Source organism: Corynebacterium doosanense CAU 212 = DSM 45436, from assembly GCF_000767055.1.
GTDB classification, from domain to species: domain Bacteria; phylum Actinomycetota; class Actinomycetes; order Mycobacteriales; family Mycobacteriaceae; genus Corynebacterium; species Corynebacterium doosanense.
On the sequence record NZ_CP006764.1, the window covers coordinates 1342052 to 1366810 of the forward strand.

The following is a 24759-nucleotide window of genomic DNA, read 5'->3' on the forward strand; positions in this document are numbered from 1 at the left end:
CGGAGCAGGGGAGAAGCGGGGTGACTAGCCGACCTTCTTGATGGCCTTCTGGATCTTCTTGTCAGCCCGGTCCTGCAGCTTGTCGGCCTTCTTGGAGGCCTTCTTCAGTGCGCGACCGGACTTGCTGTCGGCATCCTGGAGGGCGTCCTCGGCGCGGGCCTGGGCCTTGTCGGCGGCCTTCACCACACGCTTGTGGGCCTTCTTGGTGTCCTTCTGCGCGTCCTTGAGCCAGCCGCGGCCTTCCTTCTCGGCCTGGCCGAGGAAACCGCTGGTCTGCCCCGCAGCCTGCTCAGCCCACTTCGGGGCCTTCTTCTGCACGTCCTCGGCGACGGACTTGCCCTGCTCGAGGAGGGACTCGGCCTGCTTCTTCCAGTCATCCTTGTTGTCGTCGACGTAGGAGCCGACGTTCTCGGACGCGGCCTTGGCGGCCTCCTGGGCCTGGTTGGCGCGCTCGGAGATCCACTCGCTGGCGGAGTCGAGAGCGGACTCGGTCTCGCCCTTGCCCGGCAGCACACCCTGGACGGTCTTGGCGGCGTCCTGTGCGGCGTGGGATGCACGCCAGCGCAGGCCCGGCTGGCCGGCGGTGTCCATGGCGGTGATGCCCAGGCCACCGAGCAGCGCGACGTTGGTGAGGAAGGCGTTGCGGCGGGCGGCCTTCTCCTTGGAGTCGTTGGTCTCCCAGAATGCGTGGCGGCCGGCGATGGTAGGGATCGCGGTCAGCGCGAGAACGCCGGCGGACAGGCGGGGAGCCTTGCCCAGCGCGAGGAGGGAGCCGGCGCCGACCTTGGTGCCGCCGAGAGCGCGAGCCGCGACGGCCGGGTCGGTGGGGATGAAGGCTGCGTACTGGCGCGGCACGAGGGAGTGAACCTTCTTCAGGACCGAGTCGGTGGACTCGACGTAGTCCTGGACGTTCCTCAGGGTGTCCACACCGTCGGCGATGTAGACCGAGGCGAGCATCGGGCGGGCAATCTTGCGGATCATGGGTAACAGCTCCTTGTACGTGATCGTCGGGGACATATGCGCCGCCGACTGTGTTATTTAACGCGTCATCCACTCTAGCGCGAGCGCCGGAGGAGTGGCAGGAAAAGCTCGGCGCCGATTGATCACCAGCGACGTTCCCACCACTCGTCGAGCTTGGGGCGTTCCTCACCGAGCATGGTGGAGTCACCGTGGCCGGGGTGCACGACGGAGTCGTCGCGGTAGACGTCGAAGATGCGGTCCTTGACGTCCTTGAACAGGCGGGCGAAGTCCCCCTCCGAGTGGGTCTTTCCCAGCCCGCCGGGGAAGAGGCTGTCACCGACGAAGAGGTGAGGGACGCCGTCGATACGCACCGCCACCCCGGCACCGCCCGGCGTGTGGCCGCGCAGGACAAACACGGGCAGCTCGTGGCCGGCGAAGTCGATGATGTCGCCGTGGTCGAGTTCGACGTCGACCTTCGCGGGCAGCGCGGGGGCGTCCAGGAAGGACGCCAGGTGGGTGGCTCCCGTGCGCTCGAGCACGGCGACGAGGGCCCCGACGTGGTCGGCGTGGCGGTGCGTGGTGAGCACATAGTTGATGCTCACGCCCGCGCGCTCGGCCATGGCCGTGATGGCGTCGGGGTCGGCGGCGGCGTCGATGAGCAGGCCTTCGGTGTCGTCGTGCAGAAGGTAGACGTTGTTGTCCATCTCGGAGACCTGGATCTGATCCATCTTCAGTTCAATGTCGGCAGTCATGCGGGCCAGAGTAGCGACACTCCCAATGGCGGGGTGTCCGGGTTCGTTGCTATGTTCGGATGTGTTCGTGACAGGCCGCGCATGGCCGCGTCACCCTCTCTATCTTGGAAAGGCGGCGACCGTGGTCGATCGCATTACCGTTCACGGTGCCCGGGAGCACAACCTCAAGGGCGTGGACATCGAGCTGCCCCGCGAGAAAATGGTGGCGTTCACCGGATTGTCGGGATCCGGCAAGTCCTCGTTGGCCTTCGACACCATCTTCGCCGAGGGCCAGCGCCGGTACGTCGAGTCGCTGAGCTCCTACGCGCGTATGTTCCTGGGCCAGATGGACAAGCCGGACGTGGACTACATCGACGGGCTCTCGCCCGCGGTGTCCATCGACCAGAAGTCGACCAACCGCAACCCCCGTTCCACGGTGGGCACCATCACCGAGATCTACGACTACCTGCGCCTGCTCTATGCCCGCGCGGGCACCGCCCACTGCCCGGTGTGTGACGCGAAGATCGACCGGCAGACGCCGCAGAAGATCGTCGACCAGGTGCTGGAGGCGGAGGAGAAGACCAAGTTCCAGGTGCTCGCCCCCGTCGTGCGCACCCGCAAGGGGGAGTTCGTCGACCTCTTCGAGGACCTCGCCGCCCAGGGTTACTCCCGCGTGCGCGTGGACGGGGAGATGTACCAGCTCTCCGAGCCGCCCACGCTGAAGAAGCAGGTCAAACACGATATCGACGTCATCGTCGACCGCCTGCAGGTCAAGGCCTCGCAGAAGCAGCGGCTCACGGACTCCGTGGAGACGGCCCTGCGCCTGGCCAACGGCCTGGTCGTCATCGACTGGGTCGACCTGCCGGAGGACGACGACAACCGCTACCGCATGTTCTCCGAGAAGATGGCGTGCCCCAACGGTCACGAGCTCGACATCGACGAGTACGAGCCCCGCGCGTTCTCCTTCAACTCGCCCTACGGCGCCTGCCCGGCGTGCGAGGGCATCGGCACCCGCCATGAGGTCGACATCGACCTGCTCATCCCGGATCCCGACGCCCCCGCGAATGCCGCGGTCCAGCCGTGGACGTCGTCGCCGAACAAAAAATACTTCGAAAAGCTTATCGACGGCCTGGCCAAGCAAATGGGCTTCGACCCGGCCACTCCCTTTGGCGAGCTCACGAAGAAGGAGCAGCGGGCCATTATCGACGGCACCGACGTCGAGGTGGAGGTCAAGTACAAGAACCGCTTCGGGCGGATGCGCAACTGGTCCGCGCCCTTCGAGGGCGTGCGCGGCTGGATGAGCCGGAAGCTGGAGAACGCCGACTCCGAGGGCGCCAAGGAGCGTTTCCTCGCCTACACGCGCGAGGTGGCCTGTCCGACCTGTGACGGCACGCGACTAAAGCCCGAGATCCTCGCCGTGCGCATCGCCGGGTCCGAGGACCGGGAGCTCTCCATCGCGGGACTGTCGGCGCTGTCCATTCAGGAGGCGTCGGAGTTTCTCGGAGGGCTGGAACTCGGCCGTCGAGAAGCGATGATCGCGGAGGCCGTGCTCAAGGAGATCCAGGCTCGCCTGCAGTTCCTCGTCGACGTCGGACTGACCTACCTCACCCTCAACCGCGCGGCCGGCACGCTGTCCGGCGGCGAGGCGCAGCGCATCCGGCTGGCCACGCAGATAGGCTCCGGCCTCGCGGGCGTGCTGTACGTGCTCGACGAGCCGTCGATCGGGCTGCACCAGCGGGACAACCAGCGGCTGATCTCCACGCTGAAGAAGCTGCGCGACCTGGGCAACACCCTCATCGTCGTCGAGCACGACGAGGACACCATCCGCGCGTCCGACTGGCTCATCGACATCGGACCGCGCGCCGGCGAGCTCGGCGGAGAGGTCATCTACCAGGGCGAGCCCGAGGGCATTCTCGAGGCGGAGAACTCCATCACCGGCGACTACCTCGCCGGCCGCCGCGTGCTCGCGGTGCCGGACAAACGCCGGGAGATCGACAAGGACCGCATGCTCAAGGTGGTGGGCGCTCGGGAGAACAACCTCAAGGGCGTCGACGTCTCCCTGCCGCTCGGAGTGCTGTGCTGTGTCACCGGCGTGTCCGGCTCCGGCAAGTCCACGCTGGTCAACCAGATCCTGGCCAAGACGCTGGCGAACCAGCTCAACCGTGCTCGCCAGGTGCCGGGGCGCGCGAAGCGTGTCGAGGGCATGGACAACCTGGACAAACTCATTCAGATCGACCAGTCGCCCATCGGCCGGACGCCCCGGTCCAACCCGGCGACCTACACCGGCGTGTTCGACAAGATCCGCACCATCTTCGCCGAGACCCAGGAGGCCAAGGTGCGCGGTTACAAACCCGGTCGGTTCTCCTTCAATGTCAAGGGCGGACGGTGCGAGGCTTGCCAGGGCGACGGCACCCTGAAGATCGAGATGAACTTCCTGCCCGACGTCTACGTGCCCTGCGAGGTCTGCGACGGGGCGCGCTACAACCGCGAGACCCTCGAGGTGAGGTACAAGGGCAAGAACATCGCCGAGGTGCTGCGCATGCCCATCTCGGAGGCGGCGGAGTTCTTTGAGCCGATCACGTCGATCCACCGCTACCTCAACACGCTCGTGGACGTCGGCCTGGGTTACGTGCGCCTCGGCCAGGCGGCCACCACCCTTTCGGGAGGCGAGGCGCAGCGTGTGAAGCTCGCGGCGGAGCTGCAGAAGCGCTCCAACGGACGCACCATCTACATCCTCGATGAGCCGACCACCGGTCTGCACTTCGAGGACATCCGCAAGCTCATGCTGGTCATCCAGTCGCTGGTGGACAAGGGCAACTCCATGCTCATCATCGAGCACAACCTCGACGTGATCAAGGCGGCCGACTGGGTCGTCGATATGGGCCCCGAGGGCGGCTCCGGCGGCGGCACCGTTGTCGCCGAGGGCACGCCCGAGGACGTGGCTAAGGTCGAGGGCTCGTATACGGGTCAGTTCCTCCGGGAGGTCCTGGCCTGACCTCCTGCTCGGTGTTGAGGCGCGAGCGCAGCGAGACGATGGTCAGCAGGACAAGCCCGCATGCGAGGAACGCGAGCGCGCGGGCGATGCCGGTGAGCGCCTGCAGGTCGAAGAAGACCAGCTTGACCACGGCGGCGGCGGCGAGGACCCCGCCGACCCAGAGGCTCCAGGACGGCGGGATGGGCGCGCGGCCGAGCAGCGCCCAGGCGGCGATGAGCATCCAGCCCAGGGACACCAGGGAATGGCCGACGAGGTAGCCCGTCTGCATCGCCCCGGGCCCGCCGATGAAGTGCGCCAGCCACACGACTGTGATGACCACCGCGAACATCGAGAGCACCAGGCCGGCCACGGCCAACGGCCACACAAACGCCGGATTCAGCGAGGTCAGTGACTTCCGGCGCGCGAAGAGGCAGCCGATGATGATGGCGCAGAGCAGCGCCGCCCCGAGAGCGGGCAGCGTGGTCAGCGTCATCGGATCGTCCCCCAGAACGGCGTCGAACAGCGGGAGCACCGCAACGGCTGCCGCGATCAGCCAACCGGCCAGCCCCGCGTTGAGCACCCGCTGCGAGGCGGGAGAGGCGAGAAGGAAGACGCAGAACCCGCCGAGGACCAGCAGCCGGGTGAACTCCGGGGTGCCCAGGAATCCCTCGGGTTCGGGGTAGGCATCCACCCATTTCATGCTCGGGAGCAGAAGCGAGAGGGGCAGCATCCATGCGGAATGCACGTGGAACGCGTCGGCTGCTTCGGCGGACCCCGCCGGTTCCCCGGCACTGGGCTGGGCAAGCCGGCGGACACCGAGGTGAACAAGGAGCAGGACGACCGGGAGCAGATAACCGAGGATGCCGAGGGGCGTGAGCACCGCCGCGGCGATGGTGGCGACGAGCGCGCAACCGGGTCCGAAAACCTTACCGGTGACGGAATCCACCGGGTCGCGCAGGCACACCACCATGATGGCCACCACGCTGGCCACGGCGACGAGGTAGCTGCTCACCTGGAAGACGCTGGACACAGCGTGGAGGACCGTCGCTCCCGCCACGGCCGCCAGGGCCCACCGCCTGGTCAGCCGGTCCTTCTCACCCCAGGTCGCCCCGAGTCCGAGGAAGGGCAGCAGGACCACAAGCCAGATGAGCACGTCGAACGTGTAGGTCTCGGTCCACAGGTAGAGGCCTGACAACCCGGCACCCAGGACAAAGAGAGTCAGCGCCACCGGGCGCCACCCGAACATCCGGTACAGGAGGAGATAGAAGGACCACAGGAGCACGAACGCGACCGCGCCAACTCCGGGCGACCACCACGCCAGCACACCAACGAGGGAGAGCACCAGGAGGAAGGCGGTGAGTACGGAGGTCACCGCAAGCGCGTTGACACCAGCGGGCGGGCCGCCGCGCTTCTGCAGCACAGTCGCAGCACCCACGAGCGCCGCGGCGAGTAGCGCAGTGAGCAGCACCCGCCAGAGCGGACCGAGCCAGCCGTTCTGGATCGCGACCGCCACCGCAAACCCGACACCCAGCACGGTGATGACCACGCCGGACCCGGCGATGGCGCGGATCATGAGCTGCTCGCCGGTCAGCGTCCGGACCCGGGCGGGCTTGGGCGCAGGCGGGGGTGAGGCCGGGGGAATGGGGGAGGGGTGCGCGGCAAAGGCCGGGGCGGGGATGGGCGCACCCACCGGCTGCGGCTGCTGGGGCTGTGCAACCTGCGGTGGCGCAGCCTGCGGCGGCGCGGGATAGGAGATCGCGGAGTAGGGGTTCGCCGCAGCTTCCCGGGCGACGGGTTGCTGACGCCTGCGCAGAGCCCAAAGCGTGGAGCGGGCATCGCGAAGGGCCACCTCCGCATCCGACAGCCTGGCCAGCGCGGCGTCCCACCGCGGGTCGTCGTCGAACTCCTGCTGGCCACCACTATGAGGCTGCATAGGTCACAGTCTGCCAGCTCGGCGGCGTCGGCACGGAGTGAACAGCCCTATTCAGCCCATCTCCGGCACGTGGGTAGGATCTCCGCGCAGGAGTCGGGCCGGCCATCGGGGCCGGCGGGGCACAGCACATCGGGAGAAGCATGACCAGAGCGCGACGGGCGGGAGCGGCGATCGCCCCAGCCCTGTCCCTGGCCATGGCGGCGACCCTGACAGTGGCCCTGGCCGGGTGCGCCGACACACCCGAGCCGTCAGTCGGCGTGGATGCGGGGCAGGCGGTCATCGATACGCGATCCCTGGTGGAGGAGGACCTGGCCGACCTGGTCGCCGAGGTGGAGGAAGAACACGACGGGATCGCTGGGGTGGCGGTGAGTTTCCGGGAGGGGGAGGCCGCGGCGGGAATCCCGGGCGATTCCTCGGCGTGGTCCACGCTCAAGGTGCCCATCGCCATCGCGGCGGCCCAGCACGGGATGGCGTCGGAGTCCCAGATTAACGCCGCGGTCTCCACCTCGGACAACGCGGCCGCCACGCAGCTGTGGAACTCCCTGGGCAGCGAGCTGGAGGCGGCACACGCGGTTGAGCTGGTGATGTGGCGGGCAGGCGGGCCGGGCAACGTGCGCCACGCCGTCACCCACTACGCCGGCGGGCCCTTCGGTAACTCCGTGTGGAAGCTGGAGCCGCAGGCAAGGTTTGCCACGCAGCTTCCGTGCATCGAGGACGCGGATGAGGTCTACGACGCCATGGGGGAGATCGCGGAGTGGCAGGAGGACGGGATCGGCAAGGTGCGCGGGGCCCGGTTCAAGGGCGGCTGGTCGGCCGAGAAGATCGAGGGCGGGACCTACACCTACACCTACCGGCAGTTCGGTTCCGTTCCCGCCGGCGAGGGCATCATCGGGCTCGCCGTCATCGCCCACCCGGCGGACGGGTCCCACGAGACGGCCACCGACATGCTGGGCGAGCTGGCCACCGGGGTGGAGGAGCTGGTGGAATCGGGGGTCATCGAGCCGGCAGAGGAGTGTTCGGCGCGGTGATTTTGCCTGAGCGCGGTGGCCTGTTACGGTGGTGGGCACTACCACCCGTCCACTTCTCCAGGTGAGCGGGTCGCAAGCGGAGAAACTCCCACCCCATACCGCCTCGTCATCGAGGTTGGTCACGGGTACAAGGTAGAGCATTACGCTCTAGCGGAGACCTCTCCCGTTTGTCCGGTTTCATCGGAACAGACGGGTTTTTTGTGTGCCTCCAGGGATGATCTCCTTAACCACTTTCGACACTTGGTAGCGAAACACGTTTACCCCATCGATATTGAGGAGTCCACATCAGCGCTGAAACTTCTGACGTTCGCATCAATGAACGGATCCGTGTCCCGGAGGTCCGTTTGATCGGACCGTCCGGCGAGCAGGTGGGAGTCGTCCGCACGGATGACGCCCGCAAGGTCGCCTACGAGGCAGACCTCGACTTGGTTGAGGTCGCACCGACCGCCAAGCCGCCGGTCGCCAAGATCATGGACTTCGGTAAGTACAAGTACGAGCAGGATCAGAAGGCCCGTGAGGCCCGCAAGAACCAGCAGCAGACTGTGGTCAAGGAACAGAAGTTCCGTCCGAAGATCGACGTTCATGACTACGAGACCAAAAAGAGCAACGTGATCCGCTTCCTGGAGAAGGGGAACAAGGTCAAGGTGACCATCATGTTCCGCGGTCGTGAGCAGTCACGCCCGGAACTGGGTTACCGCCTCCTTGAGCGTCTGGCCGAAGAGGTCGCCGAGTACGGCATCGTGGAAAGCCGCCCGAAGCAGGACGGCCGAAACATGACCATGCTGTTCGGGCCGAACCGCAAGGGTAAGAAGTAGCACCCCGTACGCAAGTCAATTTGAGTAAGGATTTTTGAAGACTATGAAGCAGAAGACGCACAAGGGCACCGCCAAGCGCATCAAGGTCACCGGCTCCGGCAAGCTGCGCCGCGAGCAGGCCGGCAAGCGCCACCTCATGGAGGCCATGTCCTCCAAGCGCCGCCGCAGCCTCAAGGGCACCGTCGACGTCGCCCCGGCCGACACCAAGCGCATCAAGCGCCTTCTTGGCAAGGCTTAATTTCCTAAGCCTGTTTCACCGCCCCACGAACACCCTCTGAATCTGTAAGGAAGTACCACGATGGCACGCGTCAAACGTTCCGTTAACGCCAAGAAGAAGCGCCGCGCAATCCTCAAGTCCGCCAAGGGCTACCGCGGACAGCGCTCACGCCTCTACCGCAAGGCGAAAGAGCAGTGGCTGCACTCCATGACCTACGCGTACCGCGACCGCCGCGCACGCAAGTCGGAGTTCCGCAAGCTGTGGATCCAGCGCATCAACGCCGCTGCCCGCATGAACGACATCACCTACAACCGCCTCATCCACGGCCTGCGCCTGGCCGAGGTCGAGGTGGACCGCAAGATCCTCGCCGAGCTCGCGGTCAACGACTTCGCCACCTTCTCCGCACTGTGCGAGGCCGCCAAGGCCGCGCTGCCGGAGGACGTCAACGCGCCCCGCGCCGCGTAAGTCTTCTCCCCGCTCCGCCACGACACCCCAGTTTCCCCGGTTCATCCCGGGGGTGCTGGGGTGTCGTGCTGTGTCCACCAGGGAAAAAGGAAGGCTTATCGACGCTCCTTTCAGCCCCTCCCCAGATTTTCACCATTCGTTCGCCCGCGGTTAAACAGGACGCGCACGGGAATTCATATGACTTTCCTAATATGACCGGTGGTCTCAGCCGAGGCCGTCGTCCTCTCACCTCAGGAGTCCCCGTGGCTGTCTCGTCCTCCCGTTCTTCCTCCCGCCGCATCATCGCCACCGTCGCCACCGCCGCGACCGTGTGCCTCGCGGCCACCGCCTGTAACGCCAACGGGGAGGGCTCCTCCACCTCCAGCGCCACCAGCACGGTCACCTCCGCCGCGGACGGCTCCTCGAGCGCCACCGCAGCATCCGGCAACCAGGGTTCCCCCGTCTCCCGCGACGCCGCCGGCAACCTCTCCGAGCACGGCGGCGCGCGTCGTCTCGACGGAGACCAGAAGGACTCCCTGCAGGCGGCCATCGAGGCCACCGGTGCCAAGAACGTCATCCTGCTCATCGGCGACGGCATGGGCGACTCCGAGATCACCCTGGCCCGCAACTACGCGGAGGGTGCCGGCGGCGCCTTCGACGGCATCGACTCCCTCCCGGTCACCGGTCAGTACACGCACTACGCCCTGGACAAGGAGGGCAAGCCGGACTACGTCACGGACTCCGCCGCCTCCGGCACCGCCTGGGCCACCGGCACCAAGACCTACAACAACGCCGTCTCGGTCGACATCCACGGCGCACCGCAGGCCACCCTGCTGCAGATCGCCAAGGCCAACGGAAAGGCGACCGGCAACGTCTCCACCTCCGAGATCCAGGACGCCACCCCGGCAGTCCAGGCCTCCCACGTCACCCTGCGCAAGTGCTACGGCCCGGAGGAGACCACCAAGAGTTGCCCGGATAACGCCCTGGAGAACGGTGGCGAGGGCTCCATCTCCGAGCAGATCCTCACCACCCGCGCCGACGTCACCCTCGGTGGCGGCATGGAGACCTTCGGCGAGAAGGCCACGGCCGGCGACTACGAGGGCAAGACCCTGCTGGACCAGGCCAAGGAGCGCGGCTACCAGGTGCCCACCACCTCCGAGGAGCTTGAGGCCATCACCGAGGCCAACGAGGACGCCCCTGTGCTCGGCCTGTTCTCCGAGGGCAACATGCCCGTGCGCTGGGACGGCCCGAAGGCCTCGAAACAGGGTTACCTCGCCGAGCCCATCACCTGCGCCGACAACCCCAAGCGCACCGCCGAGGTCCCCGTCCTGGCCGACATGACCACCAAGGCCATCGACCTGCTCAAGGGCGACGAGGACGGCTTCTTCCTCCAGGTCGAGGGCGCGTCGATCGACAAGCAGAACCACTCCGCCAACCCGTGCGGCCAGATCGGCGAGACCGTCGATCTCGACGAGGCCGTCCAGGCAGCCCTGGAGTTCGCTGAGAAGGACGGCGAGACCCTCGTTGTCGTCACCGCCGACCACGCACACACCTCGCAGATTCTCGGCGGGGTTGACGAGGAGGACCTGGCCAAGATCGCCGAGGAGAAGGAGCTCCCCGTCGAGCAGGTCCGCGACATCGTCTACCCGGGTCTGTCCGCCCGCCTGAACACCACTGACGGAGCGGTCATGACCGTCGGCTACGCCACCTCCGAGGATCCCGAGGTCGAGAGCGAGGGCCACACCGGTTCCCAGCTGCGCATCGCCGCCTACGGCCCGTCCGCGGCCAACGTCGCCGGCCTGAGCGACCAGACCGACCTCTTCTTCACCGTGGTCGAGGCGCTCGGACTGGACACCTCCCGCTACGAGGTGGCCAAGTAACCCACGCGGTTATTGCCTTGAACTGATCGCCACCGTTCACCGGACGCCCTGCCTGAAACCTCAGGCAGGGCGGCGTGAATTTCTGCGTGGCGCCCTCGCCCGGGCGGTAGACTTTCGGTCATTGGTGCTCGTTGATTGAACTGACACGACAGAGGCGACCAGGCGTGAGCAACCCCGACGACCACACGAAAATCCAGCCCAGCTACCACGGGCTAGAGCCTTATCCGAGCCCCGGGAGGGCAGTTGAAACCGGCCGTGATCAGGGGGAAATGTCTCCGGGTCCGTCACTGGACCCGGCCGACGGGGCCGACGGGGCCGGCGGAAAGCGCAAGTCGAAGCCCATCGCGCTCCTGCTGTGCCTGTTCGGCGGCTGGGCCGGGCTCCACCATATCTACGTGGGCAACAATGTCATCGGCTTCACCATGCTGGCCATCTCCGCCTTCCTCATCGGCACGCTTTTCCTGTTTTTCTTTGTCGTCGGCTTCTTCGGGTTCCTCGCCCTCGCCCACTGGCTCGTCATCGACATGATTCTCATCGCCACCGGTGCCTGGTACTTCCGCTATGACGAGAAGGGGCGTGAACTGACCTGGGCCGTGAACTAGGTGGCAGGTAGCCTTGGCAGTCATGGCTCTCGATTACTCGCAACCGTTCACCGAGCGCACCCCCAGGGTCGCCAACGCCGCCAAGCTCCACCGTGCCAAGGAGAGGCGATCTGCCGGGCGCTTCCTCGTCGAGGGGCCCAACGCCGTGGACGCGGCCGTGGCCACCGGCTCCGCCACGGATCTTTTTGTTACCGAGCAGGCCGCGGACCGCTTCCCGGACATCGTGGCCGCCGCCGGGTACATGGACGTGTTCACCCACCCCATCGATGACCGGGCCGCCAAGCACCTCTCCGACACCGTGACCACCACCGGGCTGTTCGCCGTGTGCAAGCCGGTGATGTGGACCGTGGGCAAGGCACTGGGCAAGGACCCGCGCCTGGTGTCGGTGCCCGTGGAGACGTCCGAACCCGGCAACGCCGGCACGCTCATCCGGGTGGCCGACGCCATGGGCGCGGACGCCGTCGTGTTCGCCGGTGACACCGTGGACCCGCAGTCCGGCAAGGCCGCCCGCGCCTCCGCAGGCTCACTCTTCCACGTGCCCGTCGCCCGGGAGGCCGGCATCAAGGACGTCCTGGGCCAGCTGCGTGCCAAGGGACTGACGATTCTCGCCACCGACGCGGACGGCGACGTCAATCTGGACGAGGCGGACGAGCTGCTGTCCGGCCCCACCGCCTGGCTGTTCGGCAACGAGGCCCACGGCCTCAGCGAGGAGCTGCTCTCGCTCGCCGACCACCGCATCTCCATCCCCATCCGGGGCCGCGCGGAATCCCTCAACCTCGCTACCGCGGCGTCGATCTGCCTGTACGCGTCAGCGCGGGCACAGTCACGCTCGGACACGGCCGGTAGGTAGTATTCCTACTCGTTGGTCAAGGCAGTGAACTATGTGGCAGGAGAGCTAAAACGGTGACCGAGAATCAGGCAGACATCCAGCTGACGGAGCAGGCGCTCACCGAAGCGGCCGATCAGGCCACCGCGGCGTTTGACGCCGCCACCGACCTTGCGGGTCTGGCGGAGGCGCGGCGTGTGCACCTGGGGGATGTCTCGTTCATCGCCCGCGCCCGCCAGGCGCTCGGTTCGCTGCCCAAGGAGCAGCGCAAGGATGCGGGCAAGAACGTCAATGTGGCCCGGGGGCGCGTCGAGAAGCATTACGCCGGTGTCCACGCCCGCATCGAAGAGCAGGAGAAGGCCGCGCAGCTGGTGGCCGAGACCGTGGATGTCACGGTTCCCACCACGCGTCGTCAGGTGGGCGCGCTGCACCCGATCACCACCCTGAAGGAGCAGATCGGCGACATTTTCCTCGGGATGGGCTGGGAGATCGCCGAGGGCCCCGAGGTCGAGGCCGAATACTTCAACTTCGACGCCCTGAACTTCAAACCCGACCACCCGGCACGCACGCTGCAGGACACGTTCCACGTCGGGGGAGAGGGCTCCCAGCAGGTCCTGCGCACCCACACCTCGCCGGTGCAGGTGCGCACCATGCTCGAGCGCGACGTCCCCGTCTACATCGCCTGCCCGGGCCGTGTCTTCCGGACCGACGAGCTCGACGCCACCCACACCCCGGTGTTCCACCAGGTCGAGGGGCTAGCCGTGGACAAGGGCCTGACCATGGCTCACCTGCGCGGCACCCTGGACCACCTGGCCAAGACACTCTTCGGCCCGGAGACCCACACCCGTATGCGCACCAACTACTTCCCGTTTACCGAACCCTCCGCGGAGGTCGACGTGTGGTTCCCCAACAAGAAGGGCGGGGCGGGATGGATCGAGTGGGGCGGCTGCGGCATGGTCAACCCCAACGTCCTGCGCTCGGTGGGCGTGGACCCGGAGGAGTACTCCGGCTTCGCTTTCGGCATGGGCCTCGAGCGCACCCTGCAGTTCCGCAACGGGCTCAGCGACATGCGCGACATGGTCGAGGGCGACGTCCGTTTCACCCTGCCCTTCGGAATCCAGGCCTAAGGCCGCTCGGTCAGACTCAAGGAGAACTTTCACCACCATGCTCATTTCACAGAACTGGCTGACCGGCCTGCTGCGCTCCATGGATCCGGCACAGGAGAACTGGTCCGTGTCCACGGAGGACCTGGACACCGGATTCGTCCGCGTCGGCTTCGAGACCGAGGGCTACGAGCCCATCGAGAAGACCGAGGGCGCGCTCGTCCTCGGCCGGGTCGACCACATCGAGGAACTCACGGAGTTCAAGAAGCCGATCCGCTACTGCCAGGTCGACGTGGGCCAGGCTAACGGCACGGGGGAGAAGCAGGGCATCATCTGCGGCGCCCGCAACTTCGCCGAGGGGGACCTGGTGGTCATCGCGCTGCCCGGCACCGTGCTGCCGGGTGGATTCGCCATCGCCGCGCGGGAGACCTACGGCCACATCTCCAACGGCATGATCTGCTCCGCTGCGGAGCTCGGACTGGCGGACAAGCAGAGCTCCGGCATCATCACGCTCAGCGAGGACTACGGCCAGCCCGGCGACGACGCCAAGTCGCTGCTGCAGCTGGAGGACACGGTCTTCGACGTCAACATCACCCCGGACCGCGGCTACGCACTCTCCGCACGTGGTCTCTCCCGCGAGCTGGCCAGCGGCTTCGGCCTGACCTTCCGCGACCCGGCCACCGAAGCCGATGTCACCGGCATCGACCTGGGAGCCGTCCCCGAGCCCGGCGGCGAGACCCTCGGCGTGGACATCCACGAGGACACCCGCGCCATCCGCTTCGGCCTGCGCGCCGTGTCCGGGATCGACCCGAAGGCGGAGTCGCCGTTCTGGCTCCAGCGCGAGCTCATGTTGCTCGGATCCCGGCCGGTCAACGCCGCCACCGACGTGACCAACTACGTCATGTTTCTGCTCGGCACCCCGATGCACGCCTTCGACGCGGACAAGATCGCCGGCGGCCTCACCGTCCGCACCGCGCAGGAGGGCGAGAAGTTCGAGACCCTTGACCATGTCACGCGCGAGCTGTCCGCGGAGGACGTGGTCATCGCCGACGAGAGCGGCATCCAGTCCCTCGCCGGTGTCATGGGTGGCACCACCTCCGAGATCTCCGCCGAGACCACCACCGTCTACTTCGAGTCCGCGATCTGGGACCCGCGGAAGGTGGCGCGGACGTCGAGGCGCCACAAGCTCAGCTCCGAGGCCTCCCGCCGGTTCGAGCGCGGCGTGGACCCGGCCATCGTCGAGGCCGCCCTGGACTACGCCTGCGCCCTGCTCGTGGAGATCGCCGGCGGACAGGTCGAGGCCACCCGCACACTCCACGGACAGGTGCCGCTCGCCGATCCCATTGACCTGCGCCCGGAGCACCCGGGTGAGCTCATCGGGGTGGACTACTCCCGCGAGACCGTCATCCGCCGCCTCACCGAGGTCGGCTGCCGCGTGGCGGAGCAGGGCGAGGTTCTCGCCGTCGTCCCCCCGACCTGGCGCACCGACATGTCCCAGTCCGTGGACCTCATCGAGGAGATCGTGCGCCTCGAGGGCCTCGACGCCGTCCCGTCGATCCTCCCGACCCCGGTCGGCGGCCGCGGCCTGAGCCCCGCACAGCGCCGCCGCCGTGCCATCGGGCACGCCCTGGCCTACCAGGGGTACGCGGAGATCCTCCCCAGCCCGTTCATCGCCAACACCACCTTCGATTCCTGGGGACTTTCGCGTGACGACGACCGCCGCAAGGTGGTCAGCGTGCAGAACCCGCTCGACACCGACTACGCGATCCTGGGCACCTCGCTGCTGCCCAGCATGCTCGAGGCCGTCTCGCGCAACGTCGCGCGAGGCCGGCGCGACCTGTCCCTCTTCGGCGTCCAGCAGGTTTCGTTTCAGCGCGGCGCCTCCACGCCGATGCCGGACGTCACCGTTCGCCCCGACGCCGCCACCCTCGCCGAGGTGATCGACTCCCTGCCCTACCAGCCGCTGCACGTGGCCACCGTGGGCTCCGGAGAGATCGACCATTCCGGCCCGTGGGGAGAGGGACGCTCCTACTCCTACGCCGACGCCATCGAGTCCGCCCACGTGGTGGCCCGCGCGGCGGGCGTGCAGCTGGAGATCAGCCGCGCCGACATGCTGCCGTGGCACCCCGGCCGCTGCGCCGAGTTCTCTGTCGACGGCGTCGTGGTCGGTTACGCCGGCGAGCTGCACCCGCAGGTGCTCGAGGCCCTCGAGCTGCCGGCCCGGACGTGCGCGATGGAAATCAACGTCGACAAGCTTCCCCTGACCGAGAAGCTTCCCGCACCGGTGCTGTCGGCGTTCCCCGCGCTGCATCAGGACATCGCCCTGGTGGTCGACGAGGAGGTTCCGGCGGAGGAGGTGCGCCGGACCGTGCAGGAGGGCGCGGGCGAGCTGGTCGAGTCCGTGCAGCTGTTCGATGTCTTCCGTGGTGAGCAGCTGGGAGTGGGCAAGAAGTCCCTGGCCCTGAAGCTGCTGTTCCGTGCGGTGGACCGCACGCTGACGGACGAGGAGGCCAGCGCGCGGCGCCTGGCTGCGGCCGAATTGGCCGCCTCGCGCCTGGGTGCAGAAATGCGCGCCTGACGGGTGGTACTGACCGGGCGGGGGTAAGGCCCACCACCTGTTGCGAGGTGGGGTGGACTGGCGTTCAATTCTCCTGAAACCTGTGCATCGGAACGGTCGATTCTCAGTTTTCAGGCCCCCGTTTTTCCACCCCTCCAGAAAGCTGACCGACAGTGTCGACAATCCTCATTGTGCTCGCGCTTGTGGTGTTCACAGCCCTCGCGTTCGATTTCACCAACGGTTTCCATGACACAGCCAACGCCATGGCCACCTCGGTGGCCACCGGCGCGCTGAAACCCTTCACCGCCGTCCTCATCGCGGCCGTGCTCAACCTGGTCGGCGCGTTCCTCTCCGTGAACGTCGCGGCCACGGTGGCCAAGGGAATCGTCAATCTCGAGAACATGGACATGACCCCGGACGCCTCCGGGGTCCCCGCGCAGGGCATCCCGCTCCTGATGGTCGTGTTCTCGGGTCTGATCGGTGCCATTCTGTGGAACCTGTTCACCTGGCTGCTCGGCCTCCCCTCGAGCTCCTCCCACGCGCTGTTCGGCGGGCTGATCGGCTCCGCGTTCGGCGCCATGGGTACGCAGGGCGTCGCCTGGACCTCGATCCTCGGCCACATCATCATCCCCGCGTTCGTCGCCCCGTTCGTCGCGGGCCTCATCTCCGCGTTCGGCACGGCCATGATCTACTGGCTCACCAACACGATCCCCAACAAGCTGAAGAACGACCACTTCCGCCACGGCCAGGTCGTCACGGCCTGCCTGGTGTCCCTTGCACACGGTTCGAGCGACGCGCAGAAGACTATGGGCGTGATCTTCCTCGCCATGGTCGCGGCCGGCGAGATCAACTCGACCGACCGCATCCCGCTGTGGATCATCGCCTCCTGTGCCTTCGCGATCGCCCTGGGCACCGTCTCGGGCGGCTGGCGCATCATGCGCACGCTGGGCAAGGGTCTCGTGGAGATCGAGTCGCCCCAGGGTATGGCGGCCGAGTCCGCCTCGGCTGCGATCATCCTCACCTCGGCCGCCGGCGGCATGGCGCTGTCCACCACCCACGTCGCCACCGGCTCGATCCTGGGCACCGGCCTCGGCCGTCGCGGCGCAAAGGTGCGCTGGGGCGTGGCGATGCGCATGGCGTCCGCGTGGATCATCACGCTGCCCTGCGCCGCCATGGTCGGCTTCGCCACCTGGTGGATCGCCGTCGGTGTCGGCCAGCTCGGCGGGCCGCTGCTCGGCGCTGTGGTCAACTTCGCCATCCTCGCGGTTATGTCCGGCTGGATCTTCTTCCGCTCCCAGCGCAACAAGATCGACCCCTCCAACGTCAACGCCGACTGGAACGAGGATTCCGAGAACACGGATTCCTCCATCGCCGCGGTCGACAAACCCGAACCCGCCACTGCCGGTGCCGCCGGTTCCGGCGCGCCCACCGCGTCCACCGCGTCCGGCGCAGCCAACTAGCCGCCGCTGAGAACAGGAGAGAGAAAAATGACTTTCATTGAGATGCTGACCGCAATTCTGCGGGTCACCGCGCTGGGACTGGTCTTCGGTGCCGGCATTCCGGTGCTCTTCGCCCTGGGAATGCGCTGCATGACGGGCGACCCGATCCGCGACGCCGACGGTGTCGTCGTCGGTGACACCGATGCCTCGCCGCAGATGAAGGCGCTCGGCTGGTCGGTGTACGCCGTCCTCGCCGCGCTCATCGTGGTGGCCATCTGCTGGGTTGCCCGCGACGCGATCGGCCACTACTTCGGTCTGGAGCCCTTCGGAGCGCTGTAATTTCCGCCGAGGTGAACACGAGGTTAACTAAAGGTTGCTAACTAGTGAGCGTTGCGCTACACTGGCTGGAGTACCGGGGAAAACACCCCCGCGGGCAACAGTCAAGAAAGGACGTGAACGCTCATGAACAACCTGATGAACCTCATTGGAGCGGCGTTCTCCGCCGCCCGCCCCGAAGCCGAGCAGGAATCCGGCTCCATCCTCGATGTTCTCGACACCACCTCGACTCCGGCCCTGGTGGCCGAGCACCTGGTGCGCACGGACTCCGTGCCGGCCACCCGCTCGGAGACGGTCGATGCGTTTGTCGCCGTCACCGGGCACGCGCCCGACCTGGAGGACTTCGCGGACACCACCGCGCTGCTGGGCAGCTTCGGCTGGTTCCGTAGCTAACAGGAGAAAAATTCGCCGCCATCCCTGTGGAGGGGTGGCGGCTTTTTTCTGCGCTCCGCGCCGACCGGCTCCGGATGTGGGACCGGGCATCCCGGGTTAGGATGTGAGCAGGATCACCGTCCGAGATCCGGTGGCCCCGCAGCACCCAGTCGTCGTCCCCGCCCGGCCCTGTCCGAAAGGTGTTTCCCATGTTCCGCTCCTCCCTGAAGAAGACCTTCGCGGCGGTATTCGCCGGCGCGCTCGTCTGTTCCGCTGCAGCCGCCCCGGCCGCCGCTCAGCCCGCCTCTTTCGCCTTCACCAACCAGCAGGGCGACGTCGGCTGTGAGCTGCTGACGGTGGAAGGTGTCCCGTTTGTCCTGTGCCGCAGCGAACGCGCCCGCGCCCAGATGCCCGACTGCGTTGATCCCTCCCATCAGATTCCCGCCGCAACGAGGTCAGGTTCAGGTGCCGTTCACACGGTGTGCTGGAACCAGGGTTATACGGCCACTCCCGCGAGGCTTGCCCCGGACGGGACCGGCTCCGGACATGGCTACACCGTGGTTGCCGACCCGCTGGGCAACCTGCATGTCTTCGATTCCTCGTGGCGCTACGTCATGTTCGCCGGAGGAACGGTGGGTGCGACCCCGGTGGGACCGTCCAGCCTGTCCAGTTAATACGACTGTATAATTTGCAACAGACTGCATAAACCTCTAGGGTGGCAGGCATGACACTCAAGGTTGCAGTCGCAGGCGCCACCGGGTACGCGGGCGGGGAGATCCTCCGGCTACTGCTCGGACACCCGAAGTACCTCTCCGGCGAGCTGCGCATCGGCGCGCTCACCGGCAACTCCAACGCCGGCGTCTCCGTCGCCGAAGCGTGCCCGCACCTGCCCACCCTGGCAGACCGGGTGATCGAGGAAACCACTCCTGCCACCCTCGCGGGCCACGACGTGGTCTTCCTCGGTCTGCCGCACGGCTTCTCCGCCGAGATCGCCCGCCAGCTTCCGGAGACCACCACGGTCATCGACTGCGCCGCCGACTACCGGCTGCAGGACGCGGGGGAGTGGGAGCACTACTACGGCTCCGCGCACGCCGGCACCTGGCCCTACGGCATTCCCGAGATGCCGGGCCACCGCGAGGCGCTCACCGGCGCGAGCCGCATCGCCGTCCCGGGGTGTTTCCCCACCGGCGCGACCCTCGCGCTCCTGCCCGCCGTGGCTGCGGGCCTGATCACGCCCGACGTGGCCGTCACCTCCATCACCGGCGTGTCCGGCGCGGGCAAGAAGGCCTCCGTCGCCCTGCTCGGCGCCGAGACAATGGGCTCGCTCAAGGCCTACAACACCGCGGGCAAACATCGCCACACCCCGGAAATCGCGCAGAACCTCGCGGAATACACCGACGAGACGGTCACCGTGAGCTTCACCCCGGTCCTCGCGCCGCTGCCGCGTGGCATCCTCACCACGGCGACGGCCCCGCTTATCGACGGCGTCTCCCAGGCCACCGCGACCCAGACCTACCGCGACTTCTACGCGGACGAGCCCTTCGCGCACCTGCTCCCCGAGGGCGTGCAGCCGCAGACCCAGAACGTCGTCGGCTCCAACATGTGCCATGTCCAGGTCGAGGTCGATGAGCGATCGGGCCGCCTGCTGGTCACCTCCGCCATTGACAACCTCACCAAGGGCACTGGCGGCGCCGCCGTACAGTGCATGAACCTGGCACTAGGCTTCGACGAGACCGCCGGACTGCCCACCGCGGCCGTCGCCCCCTGATCAGAGAAGGAACCCAGTACCCATGAGCGTCACCACTCCCGCGGGTTTCACCGCCGCGGCCACCACGGCCGGCATCAAACCCTCCGGCAACCCGGACATGGCCCTGGTGGTCAACAACGGCCCGCTGCGCCATGCCGCGGCCGTGTTCACGCGCAACAAGGTCGTCGCCTCTCCGGTCAAGTACACCCGGGTGTCCGTCTCCGACGGCAACCTGGGCGCGGTGCTGTTCAACGCCGGCAACGCCAACGCGTGCAACGGTGAGCAGGGTGACCGGGACGCCGCCGAGTCCGCCCAGCTCATCGCTGAGCTGCTGGACATCACTCCGCTCGACGTGGCGGTGTGCTCGACCGGCATCATCGGTGAGCTGCTGCCCATGGAGAAGGTGCATGCGGGGATCGCGGCGCTGCCGGGAAACCTCGGCACGGACGGTCACGCCGCCGCCGAGGCCATCATGACCACCGACACCGTGGCCAAGGAGACCCTTGCCGAGGGCCCCGGCTTCACCGTCGGCGGCATGGGCAAGGGCGTGGGCATGATGGCCCCCTCCCTGGCCACCATGCTCGTCTGCCTGACCACCGACGCCGAGGCCACCCCGGCCATGCTCGACGAGGCGCTGCGCGCCGCCGTGGTGCCCACGTTCAACACCCTGGACATCGACGGCTCGACCTCCACCAACGACACCGTGGTGCTCATGGCGTCGGGGGCGTCGGGCAATCAGCCGTCGCAAAGCGAACTCAACGATGCGGTGCTGCGTGCCTGCGCCGACCTCGCCGACCAGCTGCAGGCGGACGCGGAGGGGGTGACCAAACGCGTGCGCATCGTCGTCGAGGGCGCCCGGAACGACGAGGAGGCGCTTGAGGCCGCGCGGGTGCTGGGACGGGACAACCTGTTCAAGACCGCCATTTTCGGCTCCGACCCCAACTGGGGGCGCGTGCTCGCCGCCGTGGGGATGGCCGACGCGGAAATGGACCCTGACGGGATCGACGTGTACTTCAACGACGAGCCGGTCTGCCTCGCCTCCACCGGTGCTCCCGGCGCGCGGGACGTGGACCTCAGCGGCGCCGACATCGTCGTCCGGGTCGACCTCGGCACCGGCGGCGACGGCACGGCCTTCGTGCGCACCACCGACCTCAGCCACGCCTATGTCGAGATCAACTCGGCCTACTCCACCTAGGAATCTCTCATGACCGATCTCACCAGGCATCTCGACGACGAGGCGCGGGCACACGTCCTCGCCGAGGCACTCCCGTGGCTGCAGCACTTCCGCGACAAGATCGTGGTGGTCAAGTACGGCGGCAACGCCATGACCGACGAGAAACTCAAGGCCGCCTTCGCCGCGGACATGGTGTTCCTGCGCACCGTCGGCGCCAAACCCGTCGTCGTGCACGGCGGCGGCCCGCAGATCAACACCATGCTGGAGCGTCTCGGCCTCGAGGGCGAGTTCCAGGGTGGCTTCCGGGTCACCACGCCCGAGGTCATGGACGTGGTGCGCATGGTTCTGCTGGGGCAGGTCGGGCGCGAGCTCGTCGGCCTGATGAACCAGCACGGACCCTATGCCGTGGGGTGCTCGGGCGAGGATGCCTCGCTGTTCACCGCCCGCAAGCGATACGTCGAGGTCGCCGGCGTGCCCACGGACATCGGGCTGGTGGGCGACATCGTCGACGTCAATCCGGAATCCATCGAGTCGCTCATCGACGCCGGGCGCATCCCCGTCATCTGCGGCATCGCCCCGGACGAGGAGGGCCAGGTGTACAACATCAACGCCGACTCCGCCGCCGCGGCGATCGCGGCCGGGCTGGGCGCAGAACGCCTGCTCATGCTCACCAACGTGGAGGGGCTCTACACCGACTGGCCCAACCAGGATTCGCTGGTGTCCAAGATCGAGGCCAGCGAGCTGTCCGCGCTGCTGCCCACGCTGGATTCCGGCATGATCCCCAAGATGGAGGCCTGCCTGACCGCCGTCACCGGAGGGGTCAACGCGGCGCACGTCATCGACGGCCGCTTCGCCCACTCGGTACTGCTGGAGCTGCTGACCATGGGCGGCATCGGCACCATGGTGCTGCCCGACAACTACGTGCGCGACAACTACCCCGAGGGCACGGTCTTCAGAAAGGACGATGCACGATGAGCGACCCCCTGAAACTGTGGCCCGACGTGCTCATGAACACCTACGGCCAACCCGCGATCGAGATCACCGGCGGCAGTGGAGCCTTGGTCACCGACGCGCAGGGCCGGGAGTACATCGATCTGCTCGCCGGCATCGCCGTGAACTCGCTCGGCCACGGCCACCCCGCGGTGGTGCAGGCGGTGAGCACCCAGGTGGCCAAGTTCGCCCACGTGTCCAACCTCTTTGTCTCCGCCCCGGCGGTCGAGGTGGCCGCGGGACTGATCGAACGGGTCGGTGCCGACGCCCGGGTGTTCTTCTGCAACTCCGGCGCCGAGGCCAACGAGGCCGCCTTCAAACTCGCCCGCGCCACCGGGCGACGGCGCATCCTCGCCGCCCAGAACGGCTTCCACGGCCGCACCATGGGCTCGCTCGCCATGACCGGCCAGCCCGACAAACGCGCCGCCTTCGAACCGCTTCCCGGCGGGGTGGAGTTCTACCCCTACGGAGACCTGGACATCCTGCGCGCCCAGGTGGAGACGGATCCGGCCAGCGTCGCCGCCATCATCCTCGAGCCGATCCAGGGCGAGACCGGGGTCGTGCCCGCGCCCGCGGGATTCCTCTCCGGGGTGCGCAAGCTGTGCGATGAGCACGGCATCCTCATGATGGTCGACGAGGTGCAGACCGGCGCCGGCCGCACCGGCGACTTCTTCGCCTTCCAGCACGAGGGAGTGTTGCCCGACGTCATCACCATGGCCAAGGGCCTGGCGGCCGGAATGCCCATCGGGGCGTGCATCGCCACCGGCCGGGCGGGTGAGCTCTTCGGGCCCGGTGCCCACGGCACGACTTTCGGCGGCAACCCCGTCTCCTGCGCCGCCGCCCGCGTGGTGCTCGACGTGGTGGACGACACCTTCCTCGCCGAGGTCCGCGCCATGGGCGAGCGCCTCACCGCGGCGCTGCTCGAGCTCGACGGCGTCACCGAGGTTCGCGGACGCGGCCTCATGCTCGGAGTGGTGCTCGACCAACCGGTGGCCAAGCAGGCCGTCACCGCCGGGCTCTCCCACGACCTCATCCTCAACGCCCCGGCGGAGAACGTCATCCGCCTCACCCCGCCCCTGGTCATCACCGACGAGCAGATCGATCTGGCCGTCTCACGCGTCGCCGACACCCTCACCGAACTCCGGAAGTAAAGGACATTCCCCATGGCTCACGCACGACACTTCCTCGCGGACGACGACCTGTCACCCGCCGAGCAGGCCGAGGTGCTCACCCTCGCCGCCGAACTGAAAAGGGCCCCGCTGTCCCGACGCCCCCTCGAGGGGCCGCTGTCGGTGGCCGTGTTGTTCGACAAGACGTCGACACGCACCCGTTTCTCCTTCGACGTCGGCATCGCCCAGCTCGGCGGCAACGCCATCGTCACCGAGAAGGGGGCGAGCCAGCTGGGCAAGGGCGAGACCTTCCAGGACACCGGCGCGGTCCTCTCGCGTTACGTGGAGGCGATCGTCTGGCGCACCGGCGCGCAGCAGAATCTCGTCGACATGGCGGAGACGGCGACGGTGCCCATCGTCAACGCCCTGACGGACGATCTGCACCCCTGCCAGATCCTCGCCGACCTGCAGACCGTCGTGGAGAACCTCTCCCCGGACCAGGGGCCGGCGGGCATCCGCGGGCGAAAGGCCGTCTACTTCGGCGACGGCGACAACAACATGGCCAACTCCTACATGCTGGGCTTTGCGACGGCCGGCATGGACATCTCCGTCATCGCACCCGAGGGTTTCCAGCCGAAACCCGAGTTCGTCGACCGTGCCCGTGCCCGCGCGCAGGAGACCGGCGCGACCGTGACGGTGACCGATGACCTGGCCGAGGTCGCGGGCGCGGACGTGGTCATCACCGACACCTGGGTGTCCATGGGCCAGGAGTCCGACGGCAAGGACCGGCGCACGCCGTTCCTGCCCTACCAGGTCACCGCGGACATCATGTCCCAGGCAGCCGATGACGCCATCTTCCTGCACTGCCTGCCCGCCTACCGCGGCAACGAGGTCACCGCCGAGGTCATCGACGGCCCCGCCTCCCGGGTGTTCGACGAGGCCGAGAACCGCCTGCACGCGCAGAAGGCGCTGCTGGTGTGGCTGCTGGAGAACCAGCCGTCCGGGGCAGGGGAGTGAGTGCCCCGGTGAGTCGGGCCTCCCGGCAGAGCAAGATCCTGGAGATCCTGGCCAAGACCAGGGTCGCCTCCCAGGTGCAGCTCTCGGACCTGCTGCTCGACGAGGGCATCGACATCACCCAGGCCACGCTGTCGAGGGATCTCGACGAGCTCGGCGCCCGGAAGATACGACCCGACGACGGCGGGCGCTCGTTCTACGCCGTGGCGGGCACGGAGGCCAACCTCGGCACCGGCCCCGGCGGGCCGCGCGAGAAGATGCGGCGCATGATCGACGAGCTGGTCGTGCACACGGATCACTCGGGCAACACCGCCGTGCTGCGCACCCCGCCCGGGGCCGCGCAGTACCTGGCCAGTTTCATCGACCGGGTGGGCCTGGAGGACGTGGTCGGCTGCATCGCCGGGGACGACACCATTTTTGTTCTGGCCCGGGATCCGCTCACGGGTGCGCAACTGGCCAAGCAACTCACCCACAGGTGACGGACTCACAGCCCGACCAGTAACATCAT

The 24759-nt window shown here is 67.6% G+C and carries 23 protein-coding genes; 20 read left to right on the plus strand and 3 right to left on the minus strand.

Annotation, left to right across the window (positions count from 1 at the left end; all coding sequences use genetic code 11):
* Positions 1-24: 24 nt before the first annotated feature.
* Positions 25-981 (minus strand): DoxX family protein, encoded by a 957-nt coding sequence (locus tag CDOO_RS06625; protein WP_020384654.1) that lies wholly within the window; start codon positions 979-981, stop codon positions 25-27.
* Between the two features lie 122 nt (positions 982-1103).
* Positions 1104-1712, minus strand: a complete 609-nt coding sequence (locus tag CDOO_RS06630) for an MBL fold metallo-hydrolase (protein WP_018022480.1) — start codon at positions 1710-1712, stop codon at positions 1104-1106.
* A gap of 121 nt (positions 1713-1833) precedes the next feature.
* On the opposite strand from CDOO_RS06630, the gene uvrA reads away from it, so the two are divergent.
* Positions 1834-4686, plus strand: coding sequence for an excinuclease ABC subunit UvrA (gene uvrA / locus CDOO_RS06635; protein WP_018022479.1), 2853 nt, complete (start codon positions 1834-1836; stop codon positions 4684-4686).
* Here uvrA and CDOO_RS06640 read toward each other — a convergent pair.
* Positions 4634-6598 (minus strand): DUF2339 domain-containing protein, encoded by a 1965-nt coding sequence (locus tag CDOO_RS06640; RefSeq protein WP_038573353.1) that lies wholly within the window; start codon positions 6596-6598, stop codon positions 4634-4636. The two genes, uvrA and CDOO_RS06640, sit on opposite strands and share 53 nt — an antisense overlap.
* 140 nt (positions 6599-6738) lie before the next feature.
* Between CDOO_RS06640 and CDOO_RS06645 the strand changes: the two genes are divergently transcribed.
* The 19 genes from CDOO_RS06645 (at position 6739) to CDOO_RS06735 (ending at position 24730) form a co-directional block, all read left to right on the plus strand.
* On the plus strand, positions 6739-7626 hold the full coding sequence (locus CDOO_RS06645) for a hypothetical protein (protein WP_018022477.1): 888 nt from the start codon (positions 6739-6741) through the stop codon (positions 7624-7626).
* Between the two features lie 284 nt (positions 7627-7910).
* Positions 7911-8441, plus strand: a complete 531-nt coding sequence (gene infC / locus CDOO_RS06650; RefSeq protein ID WP_081610375.1) for a translation initiation factor IF-3 — start codon at positions 7911-7913, stop codon at positions 8439-8441.
* A 43-nt stretch (positions 8442-8484) separates the two neighbouring features.
* Entirely contained in the window at positions 8485-8679 is a 195-nt protein-coding gene (rpmI, locus tag CDOO_RS06655) for a 50S ribosomal protein L35 (protein ID WP_018022475.1), read from the plus strand.
* Positions 8680-8739: 60 nt separating this feature from the next.
* Positions 8740-9123, plus strand: a complete 384-nt coding sequence (gene rplT, locus CDOO_RS06660) for a 50S ribosomal protein L20 (protein WP_018022474.1) — start codon at positions 8740-8742, stop codon at positions 9121-9123.
* A gap of 242 nt (positions 9124-9365) precedes the next feature.
* Positions 9366-10982, plus strand: a complete 1617-nt coding sequence (phoA, locus tag CDOO_RS06665) for an alkaline phosphatase (protein ID WP_018022473.1) — start codon at positions 9366-9368, stop codon at positions 10980-10982.
* A 269-nt stretch (positions 10983-11251) separates the two neighbouring features.
* Positions 11252-11584: a TM2 domain-containing protein gene (locus CDOO_RS13270; RefSeq protein ID WP_018022472.1), complete on the plus strand. Its 333-nt coding sequence runs from the start codon at positions 11252-11254 to the stop codon at positions 11582-11584.
* Between the two features lie 22 nt (positions 11585-11606).
* A complete protein-coding gene (locus tag CDOO_RS06675; protein ID WP_018022471.1) occupies positions 11607-12434 on the plus strand; it encodes a TrmH family RNA methyltransferase in 828 nt (275 codons plus the stop codon).
* A gap of 53 nt (positions 12435-12487) precedes the next feature.
* Positions 12488-13537: a phenylalanine--tRNA ligase subunit alpha gene (pheS, locus tag CDOO_RS06680; RefSeq protein WP_018022470.1), complete on the plus strand. Its 1050-nt coding sequence runs from the start codon at positions 12488-12490 to the stop codon at positions 13535-13537.
* Between the two features lie 37 nt (positions 13538-13574).
* A complete protein-coding gene (gene pheT / locus CDOO_RS06685; RefSeq protein ID WP_018022469.1) occupies positions 13575-16091 on the plus strand; it encodes a phenylalanine--tRNA ligase subunit beta in 2517 nt (838 codons plus the stop codon).
* 152 nt (positions 16092-16243) lie between these two features.
* A complete protein-coding gene (locus tag CDOO_RS06690) occupies positions 16244-17530 on the plus strand; it encodes an inorganic phosphate transporter (RefSeq protein ID WP_018022468.1) in 1287 nt (428 codons plus the stop codon).
* 27 nt (positions 17531-17557) lie between these two features.
* A complete protein-coding gene (locus CDOO_RS06695) occupies positions 17558-17848 on the plus strand; it encodes a hypothetical protein (protein WP_018022467.1) in 291 nt (96 codons plus the stop codon).
* A gap of 123 nt (positions 17849-17971) precedes the next feature.
* Positions 17972-18238, plus strand: coding sequence for a hypothetical protein (locus tag CDOO_RS06700; protein ID WP_018022466.1), 267 nt, complete (start codon positions 17972-17974; stop codon positions 18236-18238).
* Positions 18239-18426: 188 nt separating this feature from the next.
* On the plus strand, positions 18427-18891 hold the full coding sequence (locus CDOO_RS06705) for a hypothetical protein (protein WP_018022465.1): 465 nt from the start codon (positions 18427-18429) through the stop codon (positions 18889-18891).
* Between the two features lie 50 nt (positions 18892-18941).
* Positions 18942-19985 carry an N-acetyl-gamma-glutamyl-phosphate reductase gene (gene argC, locus CDOO_RS06710; RefSeq protein WP_018022464.1) on the plus strand — a complete coding sequence of 348 codons (1044 nt, stop codon included), beginning with the start codon at positions 18942-18944 and terminating at the stop codon, positions 19983-19985.
* Between the two features lie 22 nt (positions 19986-20007).
* A complete protein-coding gene (gene argJ, locus CDOO_RS06715) occupies positions 20008-21159 on the plus strand; it encodes a bifunctional glutamate N-acetyltransferase/amino-acid acetyltransferase ArgJ (protein ID WP_018022463.1) in 1152 nt (383 codons plus the stop codon).
* Positions 21160-21168: 9 nt separating this feature from the next.
* Entirely contained in the window at positions 21169-22113 is a 945-nt protein-coding gene (gene argB, locus CDOO_RS06720; protein ID WP_018022462.1) for an acetylglutamate kinase, read from the plus strand.
* Positions 22110-23279, plus strand: a complete 1170-nt coding sequence (locus CDOO_RS06725) for an acetylornithine transaminase (RefSeq protein ID WP_018022461.1) — start codon at positions 22110-22112, stop codon at positions 23277-23279. Before argB ends, CDOO_RS06725 begins: the two co-directional genes overlap by 4 nt.
* A 12-nt stretch (positions 23280-23291) precedes the next feature.
* Positions 23292-24254, plus strand: a complete 963-nt coding sequence (argF, locus tag CDOO_RS06730; RefSeq protein ID WP_018022460.1) for an ornithine carbamoyltransferase — start codon at positions 23292-23294, stop codon at positions 24252-24254.
* Positions 24251-24730 (plus strand): arginine repressor, encoded by a 480-nt coding sequence (locus tag CDOO_RS06735; protein WP_026159435.1) that lies wholly within the window; start codon positions 24251-24253, stop codon positions 24728-24730. The genes argF and CDOO_RS06735 overlap by 4 nt, the downstream gene beginning before the upstream one ends.
* Positions 24731-24759: the final 29 nt, after the last annotated feature.

Excerpts from the sequence above, each read along its gene's own strand:
- CDOO_RS06625 (WP_020384654.1), bottom strand. The coding sequence starts at position 981 with ATGATCCGCAAGATTGCCCGCCCGATGCTCGCCTCGGTCTACATCGCC.
- CDOO_RS06630 (WP_018022480.1), bottom strand. The coding sequence starts at position 1,712 with ATGACTGCCGACATTGAACTGAAGATGGATCAGATCCAGGTCTCCGAG.
- CDOO_RS06640 (WP_038573353.1), bottom strand. The coding sequence starts at position 6,598 with ATGCAGCCTCATAGTGGTGGCCAGCAGGAGTTCGACGACGACCCGCGG.
- CDOO_RS06645 (WP_018022477.1), top strand. The coding sequence starts at position 6,739 with ATGACCAGAGCGCGACGGGCGGGAGCGGCGATCGCCCCAGCCCTGTCC.
- rpmI (WP_018022475.1), top strand. The coding sequence starts at position 8,485 with ATGAAGCAGAAGACGCACAAGGGCACCGCCAAGCGCATCAAGGTCACC.
- rplT (WP_018022474.1), top strand. The coding sequence starts at position 8,740 with ATGGCACGCGTCAAACGTTCCGTTAACGCCAAGAAGAAGCGCCGCGCA.
- CDOO_RS13270 (WP_018022472.1), top strand. The coding sequence starts at position 11,252 with ATGTCTCCGGGTCCGTCACTGGACCCGGCCGACGGGGCCGACGGGGCC.
- CDOO_RS06675 (WP_018022471.1), top strand. The coding sequence starts at position 11,607 with ATGGCTCTCGATTACTCGCAACCGTTCACCGAGCGCACCCCCAGGGTC.
- pheT (WP_018022469.1), top strand. The coding sequence starts at position 13,575 with ATGCTCATTTCACAGAACTGGCTGACCGGCCTGCTGCGCTCCATGGAT.
- CDOO_RS06695 (WP_018022467.1), top strand. The coding sequence starts at position 17,558 with ATGACTTTCATTGAGATGCTGACCGCAATTCTGCGGGTCACCGCGCTG.
- CDOO_RS06700 (WP_018022466.1), top strand. The coding sequence starts at position 17,972 with ATGAACAACCTGATGAACCTCATTGGAGCGGCGTTCTCCGCCGCCCGC.
- CDOO_RS06705 (WP_018022465.1), top strand. The coding sequence starts at position 18,427 with ATGTTCCGCTCCTCCCTGAAGAAGACCTTCGCGGCGGTATTCGCCGGC.
- argC (WP_018022464.1), top strand. The coding sequence starts at position 18,942 with ATGACACTCAAGGTTGCAGTCGCAGGCGCCACCGGGTACGCGGGCGGG.
- argJ (WP_018022463.1), top strand. The coding sequence starts at position 20,008 with ATGAGCGTCACCACTCCCGCGGGTTTCACCGCCGCGGCCACCACGGCC.
- argB (WP_018022462.1), top strand. The coding sequence starts at position 21,169 with ATGACCGATCTCACCAGGCATCTCGACGACGAGGCGCGGGCACACGTC.
- CDOO_RS06725 (WP_018022461.1), top strand. The coding sequence starts at position 22,110 with ATGAGCGACCCCCTGAAACTGTGGCCCGACGTGCTCATGAACACCTAC.
- argF (WP_018022460.1), top strand. The coding sequence starts at position 23,292 with ATGGCTCACGCACGACACTTCCTCGCGGACGACGACCTGTCACCCGCC.